The organism is Pseudocitrobacter vendiensis (genome assembly GCF_943590815.1).
GTDB lineage: Bacteria > Pseudomonadota > Gammaproteobacteria > Enterobacterales > Enterobacteriaceae > Pseudocitrobacter > Pseudocitrobacter vendiensis.
In genome coordinates, this window is record NZ_CALSBS010000004.1 from 1 (window position 1) to 20,409 (window position 20,409).

Below are 20,409 nucleotides of genomic sequence, written 5' to 3' on the forward strand. Positions count from 1 at the left end.
GCCCTCACCCCGGCCCTCTCCCACAGGGAGAGGGGGGAAAACCCGTGCTGAACTTAGCCACAAGCGCTGTCTGTCCCCTCTCCCTTGAGGGAGAGGGTTAGGGTGAGGGGGGAACGTGCGCGCTGTTACCCTCACCCCGGCCCTCTCCCACAGGGAGAGGGGGATATAACCTCACGAATACTTTTTCGTCCGCCGCGTCGGCGCGGTGTTCGCCGGGTCGTCCGGCCAGACGTGTTTCGGATAACGCCCTTTCATCTCTTTTTGCACCTCCCGGTACGCCCCCTGCCAGAATGCGCTTAAATCGCGCGTAATCTGCAAAGGACGCTGCGCCGGGGAGAGCAACTCCAGCACCAGCGGCACGCGCCCCTGGGCGATAGTCGGCGTGCTCGCCTCACCAAACATCTCCTGCATTCGCACCGCCAGCGCGGGCGGATTTTCATCATCGTAGCGAATAGCTATCCGGCTTCCGGTGGGCACAGTGTAATGAGTTGGTAGCTCACTATCCAGACGTTGTCGTAATGTCCAGGGAAGCCAGGCGTGTAATGCCTCTCTGACATTGACGTTTTTCAACGCCCGCAACGATTTTACGCCACTCATATGCGGCAGCAGCCAGGCTTCAAGTTCCGCCAGCAACGACGCCTCATCAACCGCCGGCCAGGCTTCATCTGGCAGCCAGCGCGTAGCACATTGCAGACGCAAGCGTAGCTGCTGCGCGTCTTCTGTCCAGTTCAGAACATTTAAACCCTTATCGCGAATGCCGTTGAGCATCGCCTGATGCAGCTCGTCTTCCGAGGGCTTTGCCAGCGGCTGTACTTTTACCGTCAGTTGCCCAATGCGGCTCCGGCGCAGGGCTTTCAGGGTTCCCTGTGCCTCATCCCATTCGATGGTATCGGACTGTTCAAGCAGTTGAGGGCAGCGCGTAGCCAGTGCGTCAACATCCAGCACATACGCCTGTAAAATACGTGCATCGGGCGACGCATTGCCCTGTAACAGCAGCGGCACTATCAGCCATTCATGGCGGCTTAACGCGTCATCGCTATCGAGCATTGCGCCCATACCGTTCGCCAGTTGATAGCGCCCATCCAGCCCACGTCGCCGCGCGATACGATCAGGAAAACCTTGTGCCAGTAATGCGGGAATGGCGTCGCTATCCGGTTTGCCGCCACGCCTATTCAAACGCCTGAGCAACTGCTGACTACGCTGTTGCCAGTTCGACTGGTTGCGCGAAAACGCCTGACCCAGATCGCTACCCGCACCGCGCGGCGGTTCTTCAAGAATCGCCGCCAGCCGGGCCGCCGTGGCAGCCTCGTCATCACTTTTCGCGGTAATCAGCATCGCCGCCAGACGCGGGTCGTTACCCAGCGCCGCCATTTTCTGCCCTTGCGCGGTCAGACGCTCACCGTCCAGCGCCTGTAACTGCGTGAGTAAGCGACGTGCGGCAGCCAGATTGGCCGCGGGCGGCGCATCCAGCCAGTTTAACTGCTGAGGATCATAGCAGCCCCATTGCAGCAGCTCTAACTGAAGCGAAGAGAGATCGCTTTGCAGAATTTCCGCATCGCTTTGCGCCGCTGCGCGTTCCGCCTGCTCTTTACCCAGCAGATGTAAACAGATACCCGGTTCCAGTCGCCCGGCGCGGCCTGCACGCTGGGTCATCGACGCCTGACTGACGCGTTGCGTTATCAATCGGGTTAAGCCCGTACGCACATCAAACCGTGCCACGCGCTCCTGCGCACAATCAACCACCAGGCGAATGCCTTCGATAGTCAGACTGGTTTCGGCAATATTGGTAGCCAGTACGACTTTACGCTTGCCGACCGGTGCAGGAAGAATGGCCTGACGCTGTTCGCTGAGCGGCAATGCGCCATAGAGGGGACAAAGCAGCACATCAGAGGATACACGCGAACTCAGATGCTCCTGTACACGCTGAATTTCACCTACGCCGGGTAAAAACAGCAGCAGTGATCCTTGCTCTGCGCGGAGCAGTTCCGCAGTAGCGATAGCCACCGCTTCATCAAAACGTTGGTGGGTGGGGAGTGCCTGATAGCGGCGATCCACCGGGAATGCGCGCCCTTCGGAGGTGACCACCGGCGCATCCGGTAACAGGGCGTGCAGCTTATCGTTGTCCAGCGTGGCGGACATAATCAGCAGTTTCAGGTCATCGCGTAGCCCTTGCTGAACGTCCAGCAGCAAAGCCAGCGCAAGGTCAGCCTGCAAACTGCGCTCATGGAACTCATCGAGGATCACCAGCCCGACGTCCGTCAGTTCGGGATCGTGCTGGATCATGCGCGTCAGGATGCCCTCAGTCACCACTTCAAGGCGTGTATTTGGTCCGACGCAGGTTTCTGCACGCATCCGATAACCGACCGTTTCACCGGGCTTTTCATTCAGTAATTCAGCCAGCCGCTGCGCGACATTACGCGCCGCCAGCCTGCGCGGCTCGAGCAAAATAATCCGCCCGCCGATATTGCCCTCACGCAAAATTTGTAGCGGCAGCCATGTCGATTTCCCCGCCCCCGTCGGCGCGTTAAGCAGTACCGCAGGCGCGTTTGCCAGTGCGGAAAGAAGATCGGGAAGAACAGCGGCGACTGGCAACAGCGACACGTTTGGCTCCAAAGGGTTAACATTGAATGGCGGACATTGTAGCATCGCCACAATTCATTACCGAGTACCCACTATGTCTGAGTCGAAAAGAGTCTTTTTCGCCATTGAGATCCCGTCCAAAATCCAGCGCCAGATTGTACGCTGGCGAGCGGACAACTTCCCGGATGACGCAGGAAGGCCGGTTGCAGCAGCGAATATGCACATCACTCTGGCGTTTCTGGGTGAGATTAGCGCCGAGAAGCAGGCCGCGCTGGCGACCATGGCGGGCCGTATCCGTCAGCCAGGCTTTACGCTGCATCTCGACGACGCCGGACAATGGCTGCGCTCGCGAGTAGTGTGGCTGGGCACGCGTCAGCCGCCGCGTGGATTGTTACAGCTGGCTAATCTGTTAAGAGCTCAGGCGGCGCGCAGCGGCTGTTATCAGAGCCCGCAGCCGTTTCATCCGCATCTTACTTTGCTGCGCAATACGGCGCATGCGGTGCCGATTCCGGCGCCAGGGTTTCACTGGGAAATTCCGGTGAACGAATTTATGCTCTACGAATCGCATTTTTTGAACGGGCGAACGCGCTACACGCCGCTTCAACGCTGGACACTTTCAGAATAATCAAGGATGCCTCATGCACTTTACGCCCGCTCTCCAGCACGCCACGCTGATTCAACGTTATAAACGCTTTCTGGCAGACGTGGTGACCCCCGAGGGAGAAACGCTCACCCTCCACTGCCCAAATACCGGTGCGATGACCGGTTGCGCCACGCCTGGCGATACGGTTTGGTATTCCACATCAGAAAATACTAAACGCAAATATCCGCACACATGGGAAATTACGCAAACCCAAAGCGGCGCATTTATTTGTGTCAACACGCAACGCGCGAACCAACTTGCCAAAGAAGCGATATTGTCTGAAACAATCCCGGAACTGCTCGGCTATAATTTGCTGAAAAGTGAAGTGAAATATGGTGCCGAGGGCAGCAGAATTGACCTTATGTTACAGGCGGATGATCGTCCCCGGTGCTATATTGAAGTGAAATCGGTCACGCTGGCGGAAAAGGAGTACGGCTACTTCCCGGATGCAGTTACCCTGCGCGGGCAGAAGCATTTACGCGAGCTGATGGGCGTGGTCGCAGCGGGCGATCGGGCGGTGTTATTGTTCACTGTTTTACACTCAGCCATTGAATATTTCGCACCTGCACACCATATTGATGCTCAATACGCACAACTGTTAGCGGAAGCACATAAACGGGGGGTGGAGATTCTGGCTTATAAAGCGGAACTTTCTGCCAATAACATCACTCTGAGATCACCGTTGCCCGTCACGTTACCACGGGTGTGATCTGGATATTTAGTGTTCGGGCTGCGTCGCAAATACGCTTTTCCTCACAGCATTGTCAAGTGTTACGTTTAGATAATTGCCATACGGAATCGCATCTGCTATTTATAGCGGCCTGATTTTTCCCCCGAACACGGGGATCGATAGTGCGTGTTAAGGAGAAGCAACATGCAAGAAGGGCAAAACCGTAAAACATCGTCCCTGAGTATTCTCGCCATCGCTGGGGTGGAGCCGTACCAGGAGAAGCCGGGCGAAGAGTATATGAACGAAGCCCAGCTGGCACACTTCCGTCGTATTCTGGAAGCATGGCGTAATCAACTTCGGGATGAAGTCGATCGCACCGTTACACACATGCAGGATGAAGCAGCGAACTTCCCGGATCCGGTGGACCGTGCAGCCCAGGAAGAAGAGTTCAGCCTCGAACTGCGTAACCGCGATCGCGAGCGTAAGCTGATTAAAAAGATCGAGAAAACGCTGAAGAAAGTGGAAGACGAAGATTTCGGCTTCTGCGAATCGTGCGGTGTCGAAATTGGCATCCGTCGTCTGGAAGCGCGCCCGACTGCCGATCTGTGCATTGACTGCAAGACGCTGGCGGAAATTCGCGAAAAACAGATGGCTGGCTAATCAAGCGCTAATGACCATGACTATTCTCAAGGCGGGAGCGATTCCCGCCTTGCCGTTTTTATAATCAGTAAAAGCATGTCATCACAACCTTACATCGGGCGATTTGCCCCCTCCCCTTCCGGTGAACTGCATTTTGGTTCGCTGATTGCCGCGCTCGGCAGCTATCTCCAGGCACGCGCCCGGCGTGGTCGCTGGCTGGTCCGCATTGAAGATATCGATCCCCCTCGTGAAGTTCCCGGTGCCGCAACCACGATTTTGCGCCAGCTGGAACATTATGGGCTAGAGTGGGACGGCGATGTGCTTTGGCAATCTCAACGTCATGACGCTTATCGCGAGGCGCTGGCCTGGTTGCATCAGCAAGGGCTCTGCTATTACTGCACCTGCACCCGCGCACGCATTCAGAGTATTGGCGGTATGTATGACGGGCACTGTCGCGATTTAGCCCTCAGTGCGGAAAACGCCGCGCTGCGTATTCGACAAAATGAACCGGTGCTGGCCTTCCACGATAACCTGCGCGGTAATATTCACGCCGACCCGCGACTGGCGACGGAAGATTTTATTATTCATCGCCGTGATGGACTGTTCGCTTATAACCTTGCCGTTGTGGTCGACGACCGCTTTCAGGGCGTAACGGAGATTGTCCGTGGCGCAGATTTAATCGAACCGACGGTGCGCCAGATTTCGCTCTATCGTCATTTTGCCTGGCCCGAGCCCGAATATATTCATCTGCCGCTGGCACTCAACGCTGAAGGCGCTAAACTTTCCAAGCAAAATCATGCGCCTGCCTTACCACAAGGCGATCCTCGCCCCATTTTAACCCAGGCGCTACGCTTTTTAGGGCAGGACGTTGTGGCGCAGTGGCGGGATCTTACGCTTGCCGAATTACTGAAAAATGCTGTAGATAACTGGACGCTTGACACCGTGCCGGAAAGGGCGATTGTAAATCCGCCATTCTCAAATGCATGATGCTGAGCTATGATTAGCCGCTATTTTTTTAGTCCATAAGACTGACACTACCGAGGTGTACCATTTTTACCCGAGTCGCTAATTTTTGCCGCAAGGTGCTAAGCCGTGAGGAAAGCGAGGCTGCTAATGCCGTCGCCCGTCCTCAAATGACGGTCATTCCGCGCGAGCAGCACGCTATTTCCCGCAAAGATATCAGCGAAAACGCCCTGAAGGTTCTCTATCGTCTGAACAAGGCGGGTTACGAAGCCTATCTGGTCGGTGGCGGTGTTCGCGACCTGCTGCTGGGCAAAAAACCAAAAGATTTCGATGTCACCACCAGCGCGACACCGGAGCAAGTGCGTAAACTGTTCCGCAACTGCCGCCTGGTCGGTCGTCGCTTCCGTCTGGCCCACGTCATGTTTGGCCCGGAAATCATCGAAGTCGCCACCTTCCGCGGGCATCACGAAGAGACACAATCTGACCGAACCACCTCTCAGCGTGGGCAAAACGGCATGCTGTTGCGGGATAATATTTTCGGTTCCATCGAAGAAGATGCCCAGCGCCGCGATTTCACCATTAACAGCCTTTATTACAGCGTCGCCGATTTCACCGTGCGTGATTACGTCGGCGGTATGCAGGACCTGGAAGAAGGCGTGATACGCCTCATCGGCGATCCGGAAACGCGTTATCGCGAAGATCCGGTGCGCATGCTGCGCGCCGTGCGTTTCGCCGCCAAACTGAGTATGCGCATTAGCGAAGAGACCGCCGAGCCCATCCCGCGTCTGGCGACATTAATCAACGATGTGCCACCTGCGCGTCTGTTTGAAGAGTCTCTGAAATTGCTGCAGGCAGGTTACGGTTACGATACCTACAAACTGCTGCGTGAATACAATCTGTTCCAGCCGCTTTTCCCCACCATCACCCGCTACTTCACTGAAGAAGGCGACAGCGCGATGGAACGGATAATCAACCAGGTCTTCAAAAATACCGATAACCGCATTCGTAACGATATGCGTGTTAATCCGGCGTTCCTGTTTGCGGCCATGTTCTGGTATCCACTGCTTGAGATGGCGCAGAAAATCACCCAGGAAAGTGGCCTGACGTATCACGATGCTTTCGCGCTGGCAATGAACGATGTGCTGGACGAAGCCTGCCGTTCACTGGCCATTCCAAAACGCATTACCTCGCTGGTCCGTGATATCTGGATGCTGCAATTGCGTATGTCTCGTCGTCAGGGTAAACGTGCGTGGAAACTGATGGAGCACCCGAAATTCCGTGCTGCCTATGATTTGCTGGCGCTGCGCGCTGAAGCAGAACGTAATACGGAGCTGCAACGCCTGACTCAATGGTGGGGCGAATTCCAGGTGGCTGCACCGCCTGCGCAGAAAGATATGCTCACCAACCTGGATGACGAGCCGGATACCCGCCGTCGCCATCGTCGCCCGCGCAAACGCGCGCCGCGTCGCGAGAGCAACAACGCATGACCCTTGCGTATATCGCTATCGGCAGCAATCTGGCCTCCCCACTGGAGCAGGTCAATGCTGCCCTGAAAGCGTTAGACGACATTCCTGAAAGCCATATTATTACCGTTTCTTCGTTTTATCGTACCCCGCCGCTGGGCCCGCAGGATCAACCTGATTACCTGAACGCCGCCGTGGCCCTGGAAACATCTCTCGCGCCGGAAGCGTTGCTCAATCACACGCAACGTATTGAGTTGCAGCAAGGGCGTGTCCGTAAGGCTGAGCGTTGGGGACCACGCACGCTGGATTTAGACATCATGCTGTTTGGCAATCAGGTCATCAACACGGAGCGCCTGACCGTTCCACACTATGACATGAAGAATCGTGGCTTCATGCTTTGGCCGCTGTTTGAGATTGCGCCAACATGGGTGTTTCCAGACGGAGAAACGCTACATTCCCGCCTTACCCAACTCAACGCTTCTTGCCCCGCATTGTGGTAATCCCGCTACCGTTTGCACAGTGTAAATAAAAGCATATTAAGAAATATTATATTCATATTTGCGACATTACATTTACATTTTAATATATTTAACTCACCTTATGGCGTTAAATATTCTTAAATCTGATTTAATTATAATTAATTAATCTCTCATAAAAATACGTCGCAATCATAATATAAACTCAAAAAATCAACACAACATCATTAATAGCCAGGATAAATACATAAAAACCAGGGCTGGCACGGGCAAAAAAACGCGTTCCACCCCAGTGAACTCACCAGATAGCAGAAAAAAAACACGCCCTCCCCTGTCGATGAGAAACATGAAATCTAAATCATATAAAAATTAAAATGTAGAAATACATCAAATATTATAGATATGCGAAATTTAAACAAAAAAATATTCCCAATATGAATTTTACAAAGAAAAGCACTTTCGGTATAAATCCCACGAAAAATTTCATTGGTGCTTTTTATTTTATTTTCATAAGGATATTTTCATGTCGAAGAACAAAATTCTTCTGGGTATTGCACTGTCTTTCGCTTCACTGCCAGCTCTGGCGCTGGATGGCGGTCAACTTGATTTTTCCGGGCTGGTAAGCGACAACACCTGTCTTTTACACGTTAATGGCGGCGTTCAGGATGGCCAGATTTCACTGCAAACCGCTTCTACCGCTGAAGTAGAGACTGCCAGCGTAGTGAATGCAACTACTCCCGGTGCAAAGCCAGAAGCCTTCTCTATTACCATTGACTGCAGCGCAGTACCGTCTAACGCCAATGCAAGCTTGAGCATGGGTTCTGTCTTCTTCAGTAATAGCCAGGGAACCCTGAATAACGATCTCAGCATTAACCAGGCGGCAACAGGTGTGGCGATTGCTGTTCATTACCAACCAACATCATCAACCTATGAACAGGTTAAAATCAACGACAGCACCGATAAAAAAGTCAAACCTTTCACCTCAGGTAAAGCAATTTACGATTTCAAAGCGTCTTACGTTCAACAAGATAGTTCCGTCCCCGTGACGGCAGGTTTTGTCAAAACCAATGCTGCATACACGGTAACGTATCCATAATATGTCATGATAAGTTGCACGGCACAGAATCGTGCCGTGCAACTGATGTAATTGCGCCAAATATATTCACCAGTTTAATTCTTTAATGAATTAATAAAATATCATTCATGGTGACTATTTTTCTTTAGCATCGCCGTAATTTATGATTACTCAGGATGACGAGTTTCATCTCTCTTAATTTAAATAAGGATATTTCTATGTTAAAGAAAAGTGCTATTGCTGCGGCATTAGTCATGTTCACCAGTTCAGCCTTCGCGCTGGATGGCGGTCAATTAGATTTCTCAGGTTTGGTCAGTGACAACACCTGCGCCCTGCACGTCAACGGTGGCGCGCAGGACGGTCAAATTACTCTGCAAACCGCTACAACCGCTGAAGTTAATGGCGCAGGTGTCGTAAAGATTGCCGACGTTGGCGCAAAACCGGAAGCCTTCTCTATTGCGATAGATTGCTCGGGCGATCCAAAAAATAACGCCAGTCTGAGCATGGGTTCTGTGTTCTTCAGTAACAGCCAGGGCACTCTGAACAACGATCTCTCCATCAGCCAGGCGGCAACCGGGGTCGCAATTGCCATTCACTACCTTACCAATGCCACCACCTACCAACAGGTGAAAGTTAACGACAGCACCGATGTTAAAAACCTTGTTTTTACCAACGGCAAAGCGGTTTACAACTTTAAAGCGTCGTATGTTAAACAGGCAGCAACAGTTGACGCAACGTCAGGTTATGTCAAAACCAACGCCGCTTATACAGTGACTTATCAGTAAATCTCTGCATCACCCGACAGCCCACTGCTGTCGGGTAACTCAATAAGGATAGTGTTATGACCAGGATGTGTCAGTTTGTTGTTTCCGCTGTTTTCATCGCATCGACAGCCGTTTTCAGCCTCACCGCGCAAGCAGATATCGTGCTTTCCGGTACGCGCATTATTTACAATGCAGACCAGAAAGACGTTACTTTGCGCATGGAAAACAAAGGCGCCCGCCCATTATTAGTCCAGACCTGGATTGATACCGGCAGCGAGAATGCCGACCCCAGCACATTGAAAGTGCCTTTTACCGTGACGCCGCCGGTTTCCCGCGTTGATGGTAAAAAAGGCCAAACGGTTAAAATTGCGTGGAACGCCAGCCAGACCCTTCCAGCCGATCGCGAAAGCATTTATTGGTTCAATGCGCTGGAAGTCCCCCCCAAGATGAGCGATGCCGATGCCAAAGGAAAAAACATTCTGCAACTGGCTTTCCGCACCCGTATCAAGCTGTTCTATCGCCCAACCGGTCTGGCGGGTAACCCGGCTGATGCACCAAAACAGTTAACCTGGCGTCTCCAGTCTTCAGCTGGAAAAGTGGTGCTGCAGGCGACAAACCCTACGCCTTATCACGTCTCATTCAGCAGCATTACCCTTGGCTCAGGCGGTAATAAATATACCGTGGAGACCAGTATGGTCGCACCCATGAGCAGTGCGGAAATGGTGGTAAAAGGCGCTCCCCGTTCTGTGTCTGGTGCAACAGTTGATTACTCCGCCATTAATGATTTTGGCGGTGGCATTGACGGCCAAGTCAAACTTTGATGCCCACAAATTATATCGGCTGAGATCGTACAATGAAGCTCCCCTACGATGGCAAAAAAATTCAACGATCGCCGCTCGCTTGCCTGATTGCGTGCAGCCTGCTGCCCTGTACTCAAAATGTGTGGGGGGCAGACGAGACCGTTGAGTTTGATAACACGTTCCTGATGGGCGCAGGCGCCAGGGATATTGATGTCAATCGTTACAGCAAAGGTAACGCAACATTACCTGGACGCTATGACGTCAGCGTGTTTATTAATAACCAGGCCAGCGCCAATCTGAAAATCGAGTTTATTGAATTAGACCCTAAACACGCTGCTCAACCCTGCATCTCCGCGAACACGTTATTACAGCTGCATATTCGCCAGCCAGAAAAGCTAACGGATAACGCAATTTTGCAAAAACGCGAAAATGCTGCGCAGGATTGCCTCAACCTAGAGGTTGCTATTCCGCAATCAAGCGTCGCTTACAACAGCAATGATCAGCGGCTTGATATCAGCATGCCGCAAATCTGGCTGCAAAGAACCTATGCCAACTATGTCGACGCCTCACTCTGGGATGAAGGCATCAATGCCGCAATGCTCTCTTACACCCTTAACGGCTGGCGCAGTGAATCCCCCAATCAAACCACAGAAACCAGCTACGCCGGACTAATGGGCGGTATCAATTTATGGGGATGGCATTTTCGCTCACATGGTAACTATTCGTGGGACAAAGAAGACGGCGGCAGTTTTGAATTTCAGGATAAATACCTGCAACGCGATATCGCCGCGCTTCGCTCTCAACTGGTGATGGGTGAAACCAATACCACAGGAGAAACCTTCGACTCGGTGCCTATTCGCGGGATGCGACTCTATAGCGAAAGCCGCATGTTGCCACCCACGCTGGCATCGTATGCGCCCGTTATCCGTGGCGTGGCAAACTCTAACGCGAAAGTCACGATCACCCAAAACGGCTATAAAATTTATGAAACGACCGTACCACCAGGGCCATTCGCGATTGACGATCTCACCCCGGCAGGGTTCGGTGCCGACCTCGAAGTGACCATCACCGAATCGGACGGCTCAAAGCGTACGTTTAGTCAGGCCTATTCATCGGTGATCCAGATGATGCGTCCCGGCGTAGGCAAATGGGATATCAGCGGCGGTGAGGTCAATAAAGAGGAACTTCAGGATAAACCGAACCTGCTGCAAGGGACCTACTATTACGGATTGAGCAACACCTTCACCGGCTACACTGGTCTGCAAATGACCGATAACGGCTACTGGGCCGGTTTACTGGGGGTGGGGATGAATACATCGCTGGGCGCATTCTCCTTCGATGTTACTCAGTCTCATGCCGAAATCCCTGACGATAAAACCTATAGTGGGCAGAGCTACCGTATTTCATGGAACAAATATTTCGCCCCGACCGAAACGTCACTCAACATTGCCGCCTATCGCTACTCCACTGAAAACTATCTGGGGCTAAACGACGCGTTAACGCTGATTAATTCAGCCAATCATCCTGATGAAGAGGACTACTCGGGTATTGTCAGTTATGCGCGCATGAAAAATCAGTTCAGCGTTAGCATTAACCAAACGTTAAAAAGTGATGAACGTGACTATGGATCTTTCTATGTGAATGGCACATGGACAGATTACTGGGTAACCAACGAATCACAGAGCAGTTTTTCCTTTGGCTACAGTAATTCCTTTAACTGGGCGAGCTACAGCGTCAGCCTGCAACGCACATACGATGAAGACAATAAGAAGGATGATTCAGTTTACCTGAGCGTGACCATTCCGCTTGATAAACTGCTGGGTCGTGATAGCCGCCAGGGTGGCTTCAAAACGCTGAACACCAGCGTTAACAGCGATATGAAAGGGAGTTCGCAATATAACGCCATTGCCTCGGGCTACAGCCAGGATAATCGCTGGAGTTACAGCGTGAATACTGCCTATAACGCGCAGAAAAACAGTGACAGCCTGAAAAGTATCAGCGGTTATACCAGCTATGAATCGCCGTGGGGAACATTTTCAGGCTCAGCCTCCACCAGTAGCGATCACTCACGTCAGTATGGGCTCAGCACCGATGGCGGTTTTGTACTCCACCGCCACGGGCTGACCTTCAGTAACGACAGTTTTACCGACTCTGACACGTTGGCGCTGATCAACGCCCCCGGTGCAAAGGGCGCGCGCATTAACTTTGGTAACAGCACCATCGATCGCTTTGGCTACGGCGTGAGCAGTTCACTGTCACCGTATCGGGAAAATACTGTCGTGCTCGATGTTAACGATCTGGATAACGACGTGGAGCTCAAAAACACCAGTAGCATCGCCATTCCGCGCCAGGGTTCCGTCATTTTCAGCCATTTTGACACCGACACCGGGCGTTCTGCCATTCTCAATTTACTGCGCAGCAACAATCAGCCCGTGCCGTTTGCTTCTGATATTACCGACGAAAAAGGGACCTCTATCGGGACCGTCGGACAGGGTAGTCAGGCATTTGTACGTGGTATTGCCGACAGCGGTGAATTGACGGTCACCTGGTATGAGAAAAATAGTCGCCAGCAGTGCCGTATTCATTATCAGATACCGTCATCACCCACCATGACCGGTAAAACTATCGTACTCAACGGCGTGCCATGCACCCAGCAATAATGTTCCAGGAGAGGAAATGAGAACTTTTTTACTACCGCCCCTGCTGCTGCTGACGTCGCTTTGTCTCCGCCCTGCACTGGCAACCGATCTTTCGGTCAACTTTACCGCAACAATCAAAGAGACGACCTGTGCCATGACGCTCAATGCATTGAATGGGGCCAATATCAGCGGTGATGCCGCAGCGAATAACTATTATCTGGATCTGCCTGACATGGGCGTTTCGGACATTGTGAATAAATCGTCAATGTCGGAGGCTAATTTTAAAATCCTTCCCAGCAATTGTAATAACTATATTTCCAGCATGTCGATGACGCTTAATGGCGCAGTCAGCGGCTATACAGATTCGTTAATCGCTAATGACCAGACCGTTTCGGGGCATACCAACTATGTTGGTCTTGGTATTAAACGTATGAACGCAAATGAAAATCTCCGTTTTAAACTCAACGGTAGCCAGCGAGTCACCTGGACGAGTGATGAAATAAGTAATGGATTGGATCTCACTGCCATGCTTCGTCAGACCACCACAGCGAATCCGATCACCACTGGACAATTCCAGGCCAAAGTGACTTTCGTCTTTACCTACGAATAGCAGGTTTGTTTATGAATTATCAAAATATAACCTTTGTATTGCTGCTGTGCTTTGGATATATCGCCATCGGCCACGCCGCCAGTAGCTCTATGGACGTTACGGTACGCGCTAAGGTCATTGCCAGTACCTGCACGGCGGAATTGCGCAATGCGCAGGATCAGCAAGCCACCACCATCGCAATTGGCGATGTCTATCTCAACGAGCTTTCCGCTAAATCGAAATACCAGAACTTCAGCCTGGTGTTTTCAAACTGCGAAGGGTTAGCAAAGGATCAGGCCAAAGTTGTGCTTTCTGCACAGACGGGCTGCGATGGCGCTTCCAGTTCCGGTGGCGGATATCGTAATGAACTGACGACGGCGGACGATGATGCGGCAACCGGTGTCGCAGTTGAAGTGTGGACGACGAATCAGCCAGAAGGTCAGGGCAGCATTCAGCTTAATTGTAAAACCAAACCGACCAGCATTGTCGATTTAACCGCGGCAACAGGCTCGAATATTGTCCACTGGCCGCTTAGTGCCCGAATTGTCATTGCATCGGATAATACCATCGCGGATGTTCGTGCAGGTCAATTCTCCACCAACGCTATATTTTTTGTAACCTATGAGTAGATGATGATGAAAACATTTATCTACATATTCGCACTGTGGTTTTCATACAATGCCATTGCCGCCAGCACCAATATTAATATGACCGCCAATATTGTCAGCACCAGCTGTAAAGTCACGTTCGACAATAGTGGGAGTATTGATTTAGGAACGGTGGATTACAACTACCTGAACAATAATACTTCCGTCGATCGCGTTTATACCGGTGGTCACTCGTTCTACATTTCTGTCAGCGACTGTGCGCAGGTTGCAGGAAAGAACCCTGCTCGTCTTACAGTGAGTTTTACGCCCGTCGCTGGTACGCTCGGTGCAACAAACCAACAGGTTTTCGCTAATCAGACGACTAATGGCGCTAAAAATGTCGGCATCGTGATCTTATCCACTCAGGATGCGCAAAATATTTTCAATGTACTGGATACCCACGGTCAATCGCAGAGCATTTATCCTGTGAGTGCCGATCAGTTAGCTAATGCTACTTATCATTTTCATGCGAGGATGCAGAAGGTCGACCTGACGCAAGCCGCGACAGCCGGCTTAGTACGAGCCAGTGTGTTTGTGGGTGTTTATTATGAGTAATGTTTTTCGTTTTCAAGGATGATGAAATGAACCGTTTACAGCTAACAACGTGGGGCAACATTTTATTGCTATTATTGCCCCTATATTCAGGCTGCCTCCAGGCCGCATACACACTTGTTGTCGGAGGTAAAGATACCACTGGTGATCGAGTTCAAAACAATGGTCCGGCTAGTGATGGTTATTCCACTACCATCTATACTACGGGTAGCAGCCAGGTCGTGATTGGGCGTGCCACAGCACTGCAATACAGCAATGTTAAAATCAAGCTAGATCTGGATACCGCTGCCATTCCTAATACAGGGGTTATTTACTGCTCCCCTGACGGTACGGGCGGACCGATTTCACTGGAGAACCATTTTATTAAAAGTCCGTACATCTACGATGGTCACCAACTTTTTAAAACCAATATTCAAGGGCTGTATTTTACCGCACGCATGTATGGTCTTTGGTCGTATGGTGTAGAGTCATCAGACAACTTTTATATCGGTGATACAAATCCACAACCACTGGATCTTCGCACATCAACGTGCCCGGGCAGTTCTGGATGGTATCTGACCCTTGGTGGCTTAGTCTCTCAAATGGACATCGACTTATATAACGACGCTACCTTTGACCCCGATGCCAGCGGCAGCATTGCCCTGCTGAGTGACGCACCCTATCACTACTCTCTGAAAAATCAGTCCCCTGGCGGAAATCTCAAATCCCGTACAATTTTTCAGACGTTTAATATGGGAAATGTCACGTTAACCTCTCCTACCTGTTTGTCGGCGGTCCTCACTGGCAGCAGTGTCAGTCAGGGTGACACGGTAGGTTTGGGCGAATACAGTCCAAAAGAAGTTATTGACGGTGCGAATGGTGTGCCTTTTTCGATCACACTAAAAGGATGTTACCGGGTAACAGACATCGAAGTAAAATTGACGACAGGAGCTCCTGCGCTATCAGCGTCGCTATTGGGCAACTCGCTTACAGCAAATGCGGCAAGCGGTGTAGGTGTAGAGATCAAAGGTAAGCCCAACTCACATTATCCAGAAGTGACGCTGATGCCCAACGACGCCTCCTCAATCTATAAAGCGTATGGCGATAACCCGGATAACTCAAACGGTATTATTGGCAGTAACTCTTCGGGTTCTCCTGCCGACCAAACGCTGAATTTCACCGCGACTCTTAAGCAGGATGACAATCAGCAGATCCGGGCCGGAGATTTTAAAGCGACTGGCATCTTCTCAATCACCTACCCCTGAGCCCCGCTACCGGCAGGTCCCCCTGCCGGTTTTGACCACAAAGGGCTAACACTCATCACTGACATCCCCTACAATGCGCCAATCCTATCGATAACACTTATGACTAACAGGGGTTATGATGAAACCGACCACCATCTCCTTACTGAATAAATACAAACAAGAAAAAAAACGCTTCGCCACCATTACCGCTTACGACTACAGCTTCGCCAAACTGTTTGCTGATGAAGGGCTGAACGTGATGCTGGTTGGCGATTCTCTGGGTATGACTGTTCAGGGGCACGACTCCACACTCCCGGTAACCGTTGAAGATATCGCTTATCACACCGCCGCCGTGCGTCGTGGCGCACCAAATTGCCTGCTGCTGGCTGACCTGCCGTTTATGGCTTACGCCACCCCGGAACAGGCCTTTGAAAATGCCGCCACAGTAATGCGTGCCGGAGCCAATATGGTCAAAATTGAAGGCGGCGCATGGTTGGTTGAGACGGTACAAATGCTGACTGAACGCGCAGTTCCGGTGTGTGGTCATTTAGGTTTAACCCCACAGTCAGTTAATATATTTGGCGGCTACAAAGTACAAGGGCGTGGCGATGAAGCGAGCGATCAACTGCTCAGCGATGCGTTAGCCTTAGAAGCCGCTGGTGCACAGTTGCTGGTGCTGGAATGCGTACCGGTTGAACTGGCGAAACGCATTACCGAAGCGCTGGCGATTCCGGTCATCGGTATCGGGGCGGGCAACGTCACCGACGGGCAGATTCTGGTGATGCACGATGCGTTTGGCATTACCGGCGGCCATATCCCTAAATTTGCCAAAAATTTCCTCGCCGAAACGGGCGACATCCGCGCAGCGGTGCGTCAGTATATGGCTGAAGTCGAGTCCGGCGTTTATCCGGGCGAAGAACACAGTTTCCATTAAGGAGTCACGTTGTGTTAATTATCGAAACCCTGCCGCTGCTGCGTCAGCATATCCGCCGTCTGCGTATGGAAGGCAAGCGCGTGGCGCTGGTGCCTACTATGGGCAATTTACATGATGGTCATATGAAGCTGGTTGATGAAGCGAAAGCGCGGGCCGATGTGGTCGTGGTCAGTATTTTCGTTAACCCGATGCAGTTTGACCGCCCGGAAGATCTGGCTCGTTATCCACGCACTTTGCAGGAAGACTGCGAGAAACTAAACAAACGTAAAGTGGATCTGGTTTTCGCGCCGTCAGCACAGGAAATCTATCCTCAGGGCACCGAAAACCATACCTTTGTCGACGTACCGGGTCTCTCCACCATGCTCGAAGGCGCCAGCCGCCCAGGGCACTTCCGCGGTGTCTCCACCATCGTCAGCAAGCTCTTTAACCTGATCCAGCCTGACATTGCCTGCTTCGGCGAGAAAGATTTCCAACAGCTGGCGCTTATTCGCAAGATGGTTGCCGATTTGGGCTTCGATATTGAAATCGTGGGCGTACCGATTATCCGCGCCAAAGATGGCCTGGCGCTCAGTTCACGTAACGGCTACCTGACGTCAGATCAGCGTAAGATCGCGCCAGGGCTGTATAAAGTGCTCAGTAACATGGCAGAAAAACTGCAAAACGGTGAGCGCGATCAGCAGGAAATCATCGCCATCGCCGAGCAGGAACTGAATGAAAAAGGCTTCCGCGCCGACGACATTCAGATCCGCGATGCGGATACCCTGCTCGACCTGACCGACAACAGCAAACGTGCGGTGATCCTGATGGCTGCGTGGCTCGGACAGGCACGCCTGATCGACAACAAAATTGTCGAATTAGGCTGAATGACCGAAACTGGCGCTAACGACGGTTAGCGCCAGTCGGGGATTTTGTCGATTTCTTCGCGGGTTAAGTCGGTCATCTCCGCAACGAATTCTGGCGACATACCGCTTTTCAGCATGCGGGCCGCAACCCGATGTGTGGCATTGCTTTCACCTTGTCGCATGCCTTGTTGCATACCCTGTTGCATACCTTGTTGCATGCCCTGCTCTAATCCCTTCAATATTCCCTGCTCTTCAAGCCACTCGGCGACAGTTCCCATTGTTTTCTCCTTTGACAAACGCTTTCCCAGTTCCCGGTAGAATATTTTCGGTTGTTCGGTATGACCACGCAGTAGCATATAGTTTACCAGCGTGATTAATTGACTTTCGGTAGTGTACTCCGCACTTAAAAGGGTGACCAGACCCTCCAGCATTTTCATTAAGTCGCGCTGGCGAATATACTTTTGCAGTAGCTCAAGTATGGCCACGCGGCGATGCTGCATAATTTCATCGTCCGGTAACACGGTAACGTCCACCAGCGTGAAAGGTTCGCTGTAAAGGCGTCGCGCCAGTTCCGGCGAGGCAAACATATCCATCCAGCACATGGAGTAGGGGTAAGGCGATGTTTTTCCCTGGTAGAAAAGAATAGGTACCACCAGCGGTAACTGATGATACCCCGCTTCGAGATGGCGGTGCATCGCGGCAATGGCGTAGCGCATCATGCGAAAGGCAATTTTCTTGCTCGGCGTGCTCTGGTGCTCTATCAGAATATGCAGATAACCGGGATGTCCCTGCATCGATACGGAGTAAAGCACGTCAGAGTACTGCTCCTGTAAACTCTCTTCGACAAAATTCCCGGATTCCAGCGTGAGCGTACTCAGGTCGCAAATTGCTTTGATGTCCTCCGGCAGGTGAATATCCAGAAAATCACGTGCCGTATCGGTGTGCGTCAAAAAGTTTTTGAAAACCGCATCATGCGGCGTATTGGCGACTGTTTCCATTATCCCGGCCTTTACCATTCATCCTGTGTGCGCAGTATCGCTGGAACCACGGCGCGGCGTCAGCCACGTATTTATATCGCCTCGAGCAGGCTCGGGATAAAAATCAACGGTATACATTCATTACCGTCGGTTTCTCGCAGCTGTACGCAAACTGTGCGAAGAAACGACACCAGATGAGTAGACACCCAACCAAAATCGGGCAATACTGCCAGGAATTTCCTGAAGCTGGTATTCACATCAGCTTTGTTATCGTTATGGTAGAAAGGTAGAAGTTATGATTCGCACTATGCTGCAAGGTAAGCTCCATCGCGTCAAAGTGACCCAGGCTGACCTGCACTACGAAGGCTCTTGCGCCATTGACCAGGATTTCCTCGACGCAGCCGGTATTCTTGAAAACGAAGCCATTGATATCTGGAACGTGACCAATGGTAAGCGCTTTTCCACTTACGCGATCGCGGCAGAGCGCGGTTCCCGCATCATCTCTGTGAACGGTGCGGCGGCGCACTGTGCCGAAGTGGGCGATATTGTGATCATCGCAAGCTTCGTCACCATGCCGGATGAAGAAGCCCGCACCTGGCGTCCAAAAGTCGCTTATTTCGAAGGCGACAACGAGATGAAACGCACTGCGAAAGCGATCCCGGTTCAGGTTGCCTGATTGCCCTACCCCTGCGGCTGGTTGCTGACCAGCCGCGACATCGTCTCCAGTGAATCCGTTCTTAAGATGTAGAGTCGTTTCAACAGGAACGGATTATCCCCCGGCTTCACCTTCCCTTTCACCGTCGTCACCGCCAGATGGAACCCCGCGTCGTTTGCCGCTTTCACCGCTATCGCGTTATAGCCGCCAAAGGGATAAGAAAGATAGAGCACGTGTGGGTTAAACTGCGCCAGCGCCCGGCGTGAGCGTTTAAAGTCGAACAGAATATTGTGATAACTGCGGCTCAACAGTATCGGATGGCGAGAGTAGTCAACACGATGCAGGAAATGGGTATGTGACTGGAAATCAAACACATCCTGAATACGGCGCAGTTCAGAAATACTCATAAACTGTAGCGATTTCGGGTCCCACTTCTGCGGATGCGCTTTGATGCGCGACGAGATAATAAACGCCGTCGCTTTAAAGCCGTATTGCTTCAGCACCGGATACGCATAGCGGCTGACCGATTTCAGGCCATCATCAAAGGTGAGCACCACTGCCCGCGCCGGAAGATTCATTTTGTTTCGCACGTAACCCTCCAGCTGGTACATGCTCAGGGTGGTATAGCCCCTGTCGCGCAACCAGGTCATCTGATTATTGAAGGCACGTACCGACGTGGTGGTTGAGGTGTGGCGAAAGCGCGTATTCTCTTCATCACGCAGAATGTGATGATAGGTAAGCACAGGAATACCCTTGTCAATTTGTGCATCAAGCGAGCTCACATAGGCCAGCCGATTGCCAATGCGGATTTGATACCAGGTCTGGTTTAAGCGCCCTTTCAGCGCGCTCAGAATCGGGTAACGCAGATTCTCAGCCAGCATACCAAACGGCGCGCTGCCAGCATCCGGCGCGTTATACACTGGCGTATCTTTCCAGGTAATCAGATTTTGGTTGCTTGAGGGCCGATGTAAATCACCCAGTCCATCCTCGACGCGCTGCCGCCCCTGCACCAGTTCAAGATGATCTTTATCGATAAATCCGGTGCCAAACCCGAAGCGAAACTCATAGTAATCTGCCGCCGTGGGCACCACATCAAGGATTTGCCCGGCGCGAATATTGCCAACCGTAATAACACGATCGCCCACCTGCGCCCAGACAGCCGCATCTTCAGTGGTTTGCATATAGCGAGGAGGAAGCCCTTGTGGGGCTGTGAGAGCAGCAACCGCGTTGCCAGAAAACAGCAACGCGAGCACGAATACTAAGCGCATCAACATGGAT

General features: G+C 51.8%; 20 protein-coding genes. 17 read left to right on the forward strand and 3 right to left on the reverse strand.

What is annotated here, in order from left to right; genetic code table 11:
• Window positions 1-171: 171 nt before the first annotated feature.
• On the reverse strand, window positions 172-2,601 hold the full coding sequence (gene hrpB / locus NMC31_RS06155; protein ID WP_253897318.1) for an ATP-dependent helicase HrpB: 2,430 nt from the start codon (window positions 2,599-2,601) through the stop codon (window positions 172-174).
• A gap of 73 nt (window positions 2,602-2,674) precedes the next feature.
• Between hrpB and thpR the strand changes: the two genes are divergently transcribed.
• The 16 genes from thpR to panC all read left to right on the forward strand — a co-directional run bounded on the left by thpR (window position 2,675) and on the right by panC (window position 17,520).
• Window positions 2,675-3,205: an RNA 2',3'-cyclic phosphodiesterase gene (thpR, locus tag NMC31_RS06160; protein WP_253897319.1), complete on the forward strand. Its 531-nt coding sequence runs from the start codon at window positions 2,675-2,677 to the stop codon at window positions 3,203-3,205.
• 13 nt (window positions 3,206-3,218) lie between these two features.
• Entirely contained in the window at window positions 3,219-3,932 is a 714-nt protein-coding gene (gene sfsA, locus NMC31_RS06165) for a DNA/RNA nuclease SfsA (RefSeq protein WP_149463156.1), read from the forward strand.
• Window positions 3,933-4,097: 165 nt separating this feature from the next.
• Window positions 4,098-4,553: an RNA polymerase-binding protein DksA gene (gene dksA, locus NMC31_RS06170; RefSeq protein WP_002463986.1), complete on the forward strand. Its 456-nt coding sequence runs from the start codon at window positions 4,098-4,100 to the stop codon at window positions 4,551-4,553.
• A 75-nt stretch (window positions 4,554-4,628) separates the two neighbouring features.
• Complete coding sequence (gene gluQRS / locus NMC31_RS06175) at window positions 4,629-5,519, forward strand: tRNA glutamyl-Q(34) synthetase GluQRS (protein ID WP_149463155.1); 891 nt, start codon at window positions 4,629-4,631, stop codon at window positions 5,517-5,519.
• Window positions 5,520-5,581: 62 nt separating this feature from the next.
• Window positions 5,582-6,982, forward strand: a complete 1,401-nt coding sequence (gene pcnB, locus NMC31_RS06180; RefSeq protein ID WP_223145801.1) for a polynucleotide adenylyltransferase PcnB — start codon at window positions 5,582-5,584, stop codon at window positions 6,980-6,982.
• Window positions 6,979-7,458, forward strand: coding sequence for a 2-amino-4-hydroxy-6-hydroxymethyldihydropteridine diphosphokinase (gene folK / locus NMC31_RS06185; protein WP_253897320.1), 480 nt, complete (start codon window positions 6,979-6,981; stop codon window positions 7,456-7,458). Before pcnB ends, folK begins: the two co-directional genes overlap by 4 nt.
• A 499-nt stretch (window positions 7,459-7,957) precedes the next feature.
• Window positions 7,958-8,530 carry a fimbrial protein gene (locus tag NMC31_RS06190; RefSeq protein ID WP_253897321.1) on the forward strand — a complete coding sequence of 191 codons (573 nt, stop codon included), beginning with the start codon at window positions 7,958-7,960 and terminating at the stop codon, window positions 8,528-8,530.
• 197 nt (window positions 8,531-8,727) lie between these two features.
• Complete coding sequence (locus tag NMC31_RS06195) at window positions 8,728-9,294, forward strand: fimbrial protein (protein WP_253897322.1); 567 nt, start codon at window positions 8,728-8,730, stop codon at window positions 9,292-9,294.
• A gap of 65 nt (window positions 9,295-9,359) precedes the next feature.
• Window positions 9,360-10,094: a fimbrial chaperone gene (locus tag NMC31_RS06200; protein WP_001355207.1), complete on the forward strand. Its 735-nt coding sequence runs from the start codon at window positions 9,360-9,362 to the stop codon at window positions 10,092-10,094.
• Window positions 10,095-10,126: 32 nt separating this feature from the next.
• Window positions 10,127-12,733 carry an outer membrane usher protein gene (locus NMC31_RS06205; RefSeq protein WP_000775698.1) on the forward strand — a complete coding sequence of 869 codons (2,607 nt, stop codon included), beginning with the start codon at window positions 10,127-10,129 and terminating at the stop codon, window positions 12,731-12,733.
• Window positions 12,734-12,749: 16 nt separating this feature from the next.
• Window positions 12,750-13,322 carry a fimbrial protein gene (locus NMC31_RS06210; RefSeq protein ID WP_253897323.1) on the forward strand — a complete coding sequence of 191 codons (573 nt, stop codon included), beginning with the start codon at window positions 12,750-12,752 and terminating at the stop codon, window positions 13,320-13,322.
• An 11-nt stretch (window positions 13,323-13,333) separates the two neighbouring features.
• Window positions 13,334-13,930, forward strand: a complete 597-nt coding sequence (locus NMC31_RS06215; protein ID WP_001109254.1) for a fimbrial protein — start codon at window positions 13,334-13,336, stop codon at window positions 13,928-13,930.
• Entirely contained in the window at window positions 13,931-14,503 is a 573-nt protein-coding gene (locus NMC31_RS06220) for a fimbrial-like protein (RefSeq protein WP_253897324.1), read from the forward strand.
• A 26-nt stretch (window positions 14,504-14,529) separates the two neighbouring features.
• On the forward strand, window positions 14,530-15,744 hold the full coding sequence (locus tag NMC31_RS06225; RefSeq protein ID WP_001081045.1) for a fimbrial protein: 1,215 nt from the start codon (window positions 14,530-14,532) through the stop codon (window positions 15,742-15,744).
• A 118-nt stretch (window positions 15,745-15,862) separates the two neighbouring features.
• Entirely contained in the window at window positions 15,863-16,657 is a 795-nt protein-coding gene (panB, locus tag NMC31_RS06230; RefSeq protein ID WP_000805482.1) for a 3-methyl-2-oxobutanoate hydroxymethyltransferase, read from the forward strand.
• Between the two features lie 11 nt (window positions 16,658-16,668).
• A complete protein-coding gene (panC, locus tag NMC31_RS06235; protein WP_253897325.1) occupies window positions 16,669-17,520 on the forward strand; it encodes a pantoate--beta-alanine ligase in 852 nt (283 codons plus the stop codon).
• Between the two features lie 26 nt (window positions 17,521-17,546).
• On the opposite strand, the gene NMC31_RS06240 is transcribed toward panC, so the two are convergent.
• Complete coding sequence (locus NMC31_RS06240; protein WP_253897326.1) at window positions 17,547-18,497, reverse strand: Rpn family recombination-promoting nuclease/putative transposase; 951 nt, start codon at window positions 18,495-18,497, stop codon at window positions 17,547-17,549.
• A gap of 274 nt (window positions 18,498-18,771) precedes the next feature.
• Here NMC31_RS06240 and panD point away from each other — a divergent pair, with 274 nt between their 5' ends.
• Window positions 18,772-19,152 (forward strand): aspartate 1-decarboxylase, encoded by a 381-nt coding sequence (gene panD / locus NMC31_RS06245; RefSeq protein ID WP_015965876.1) that lies wholly within the window; start codon window positions 18,772-18,774, stop codon window positions 19,150-19,152.
• Window positions 19,153-19,157: 5 nt separating this feature from the next.
• Here panD and NMC31_RS06250 read toward each other — a convergent pair whose 3' ends face one another.
• The gene (locus tag NMC31_RS06250; protein WP_253897327.1) at window positions 19,158-20,405 is read right to left on the reverse strand and encodes a polysaccharide deacetylase family protein; all 1,248 of its coding nucleotides are present in this window, start codon (window positions 20,403-20,405) and stop codon (window positions 19,158-19,160) included.
• Between the last annotated feature and the right edge of the window lie 4 nt (window positions 20,406-20,409).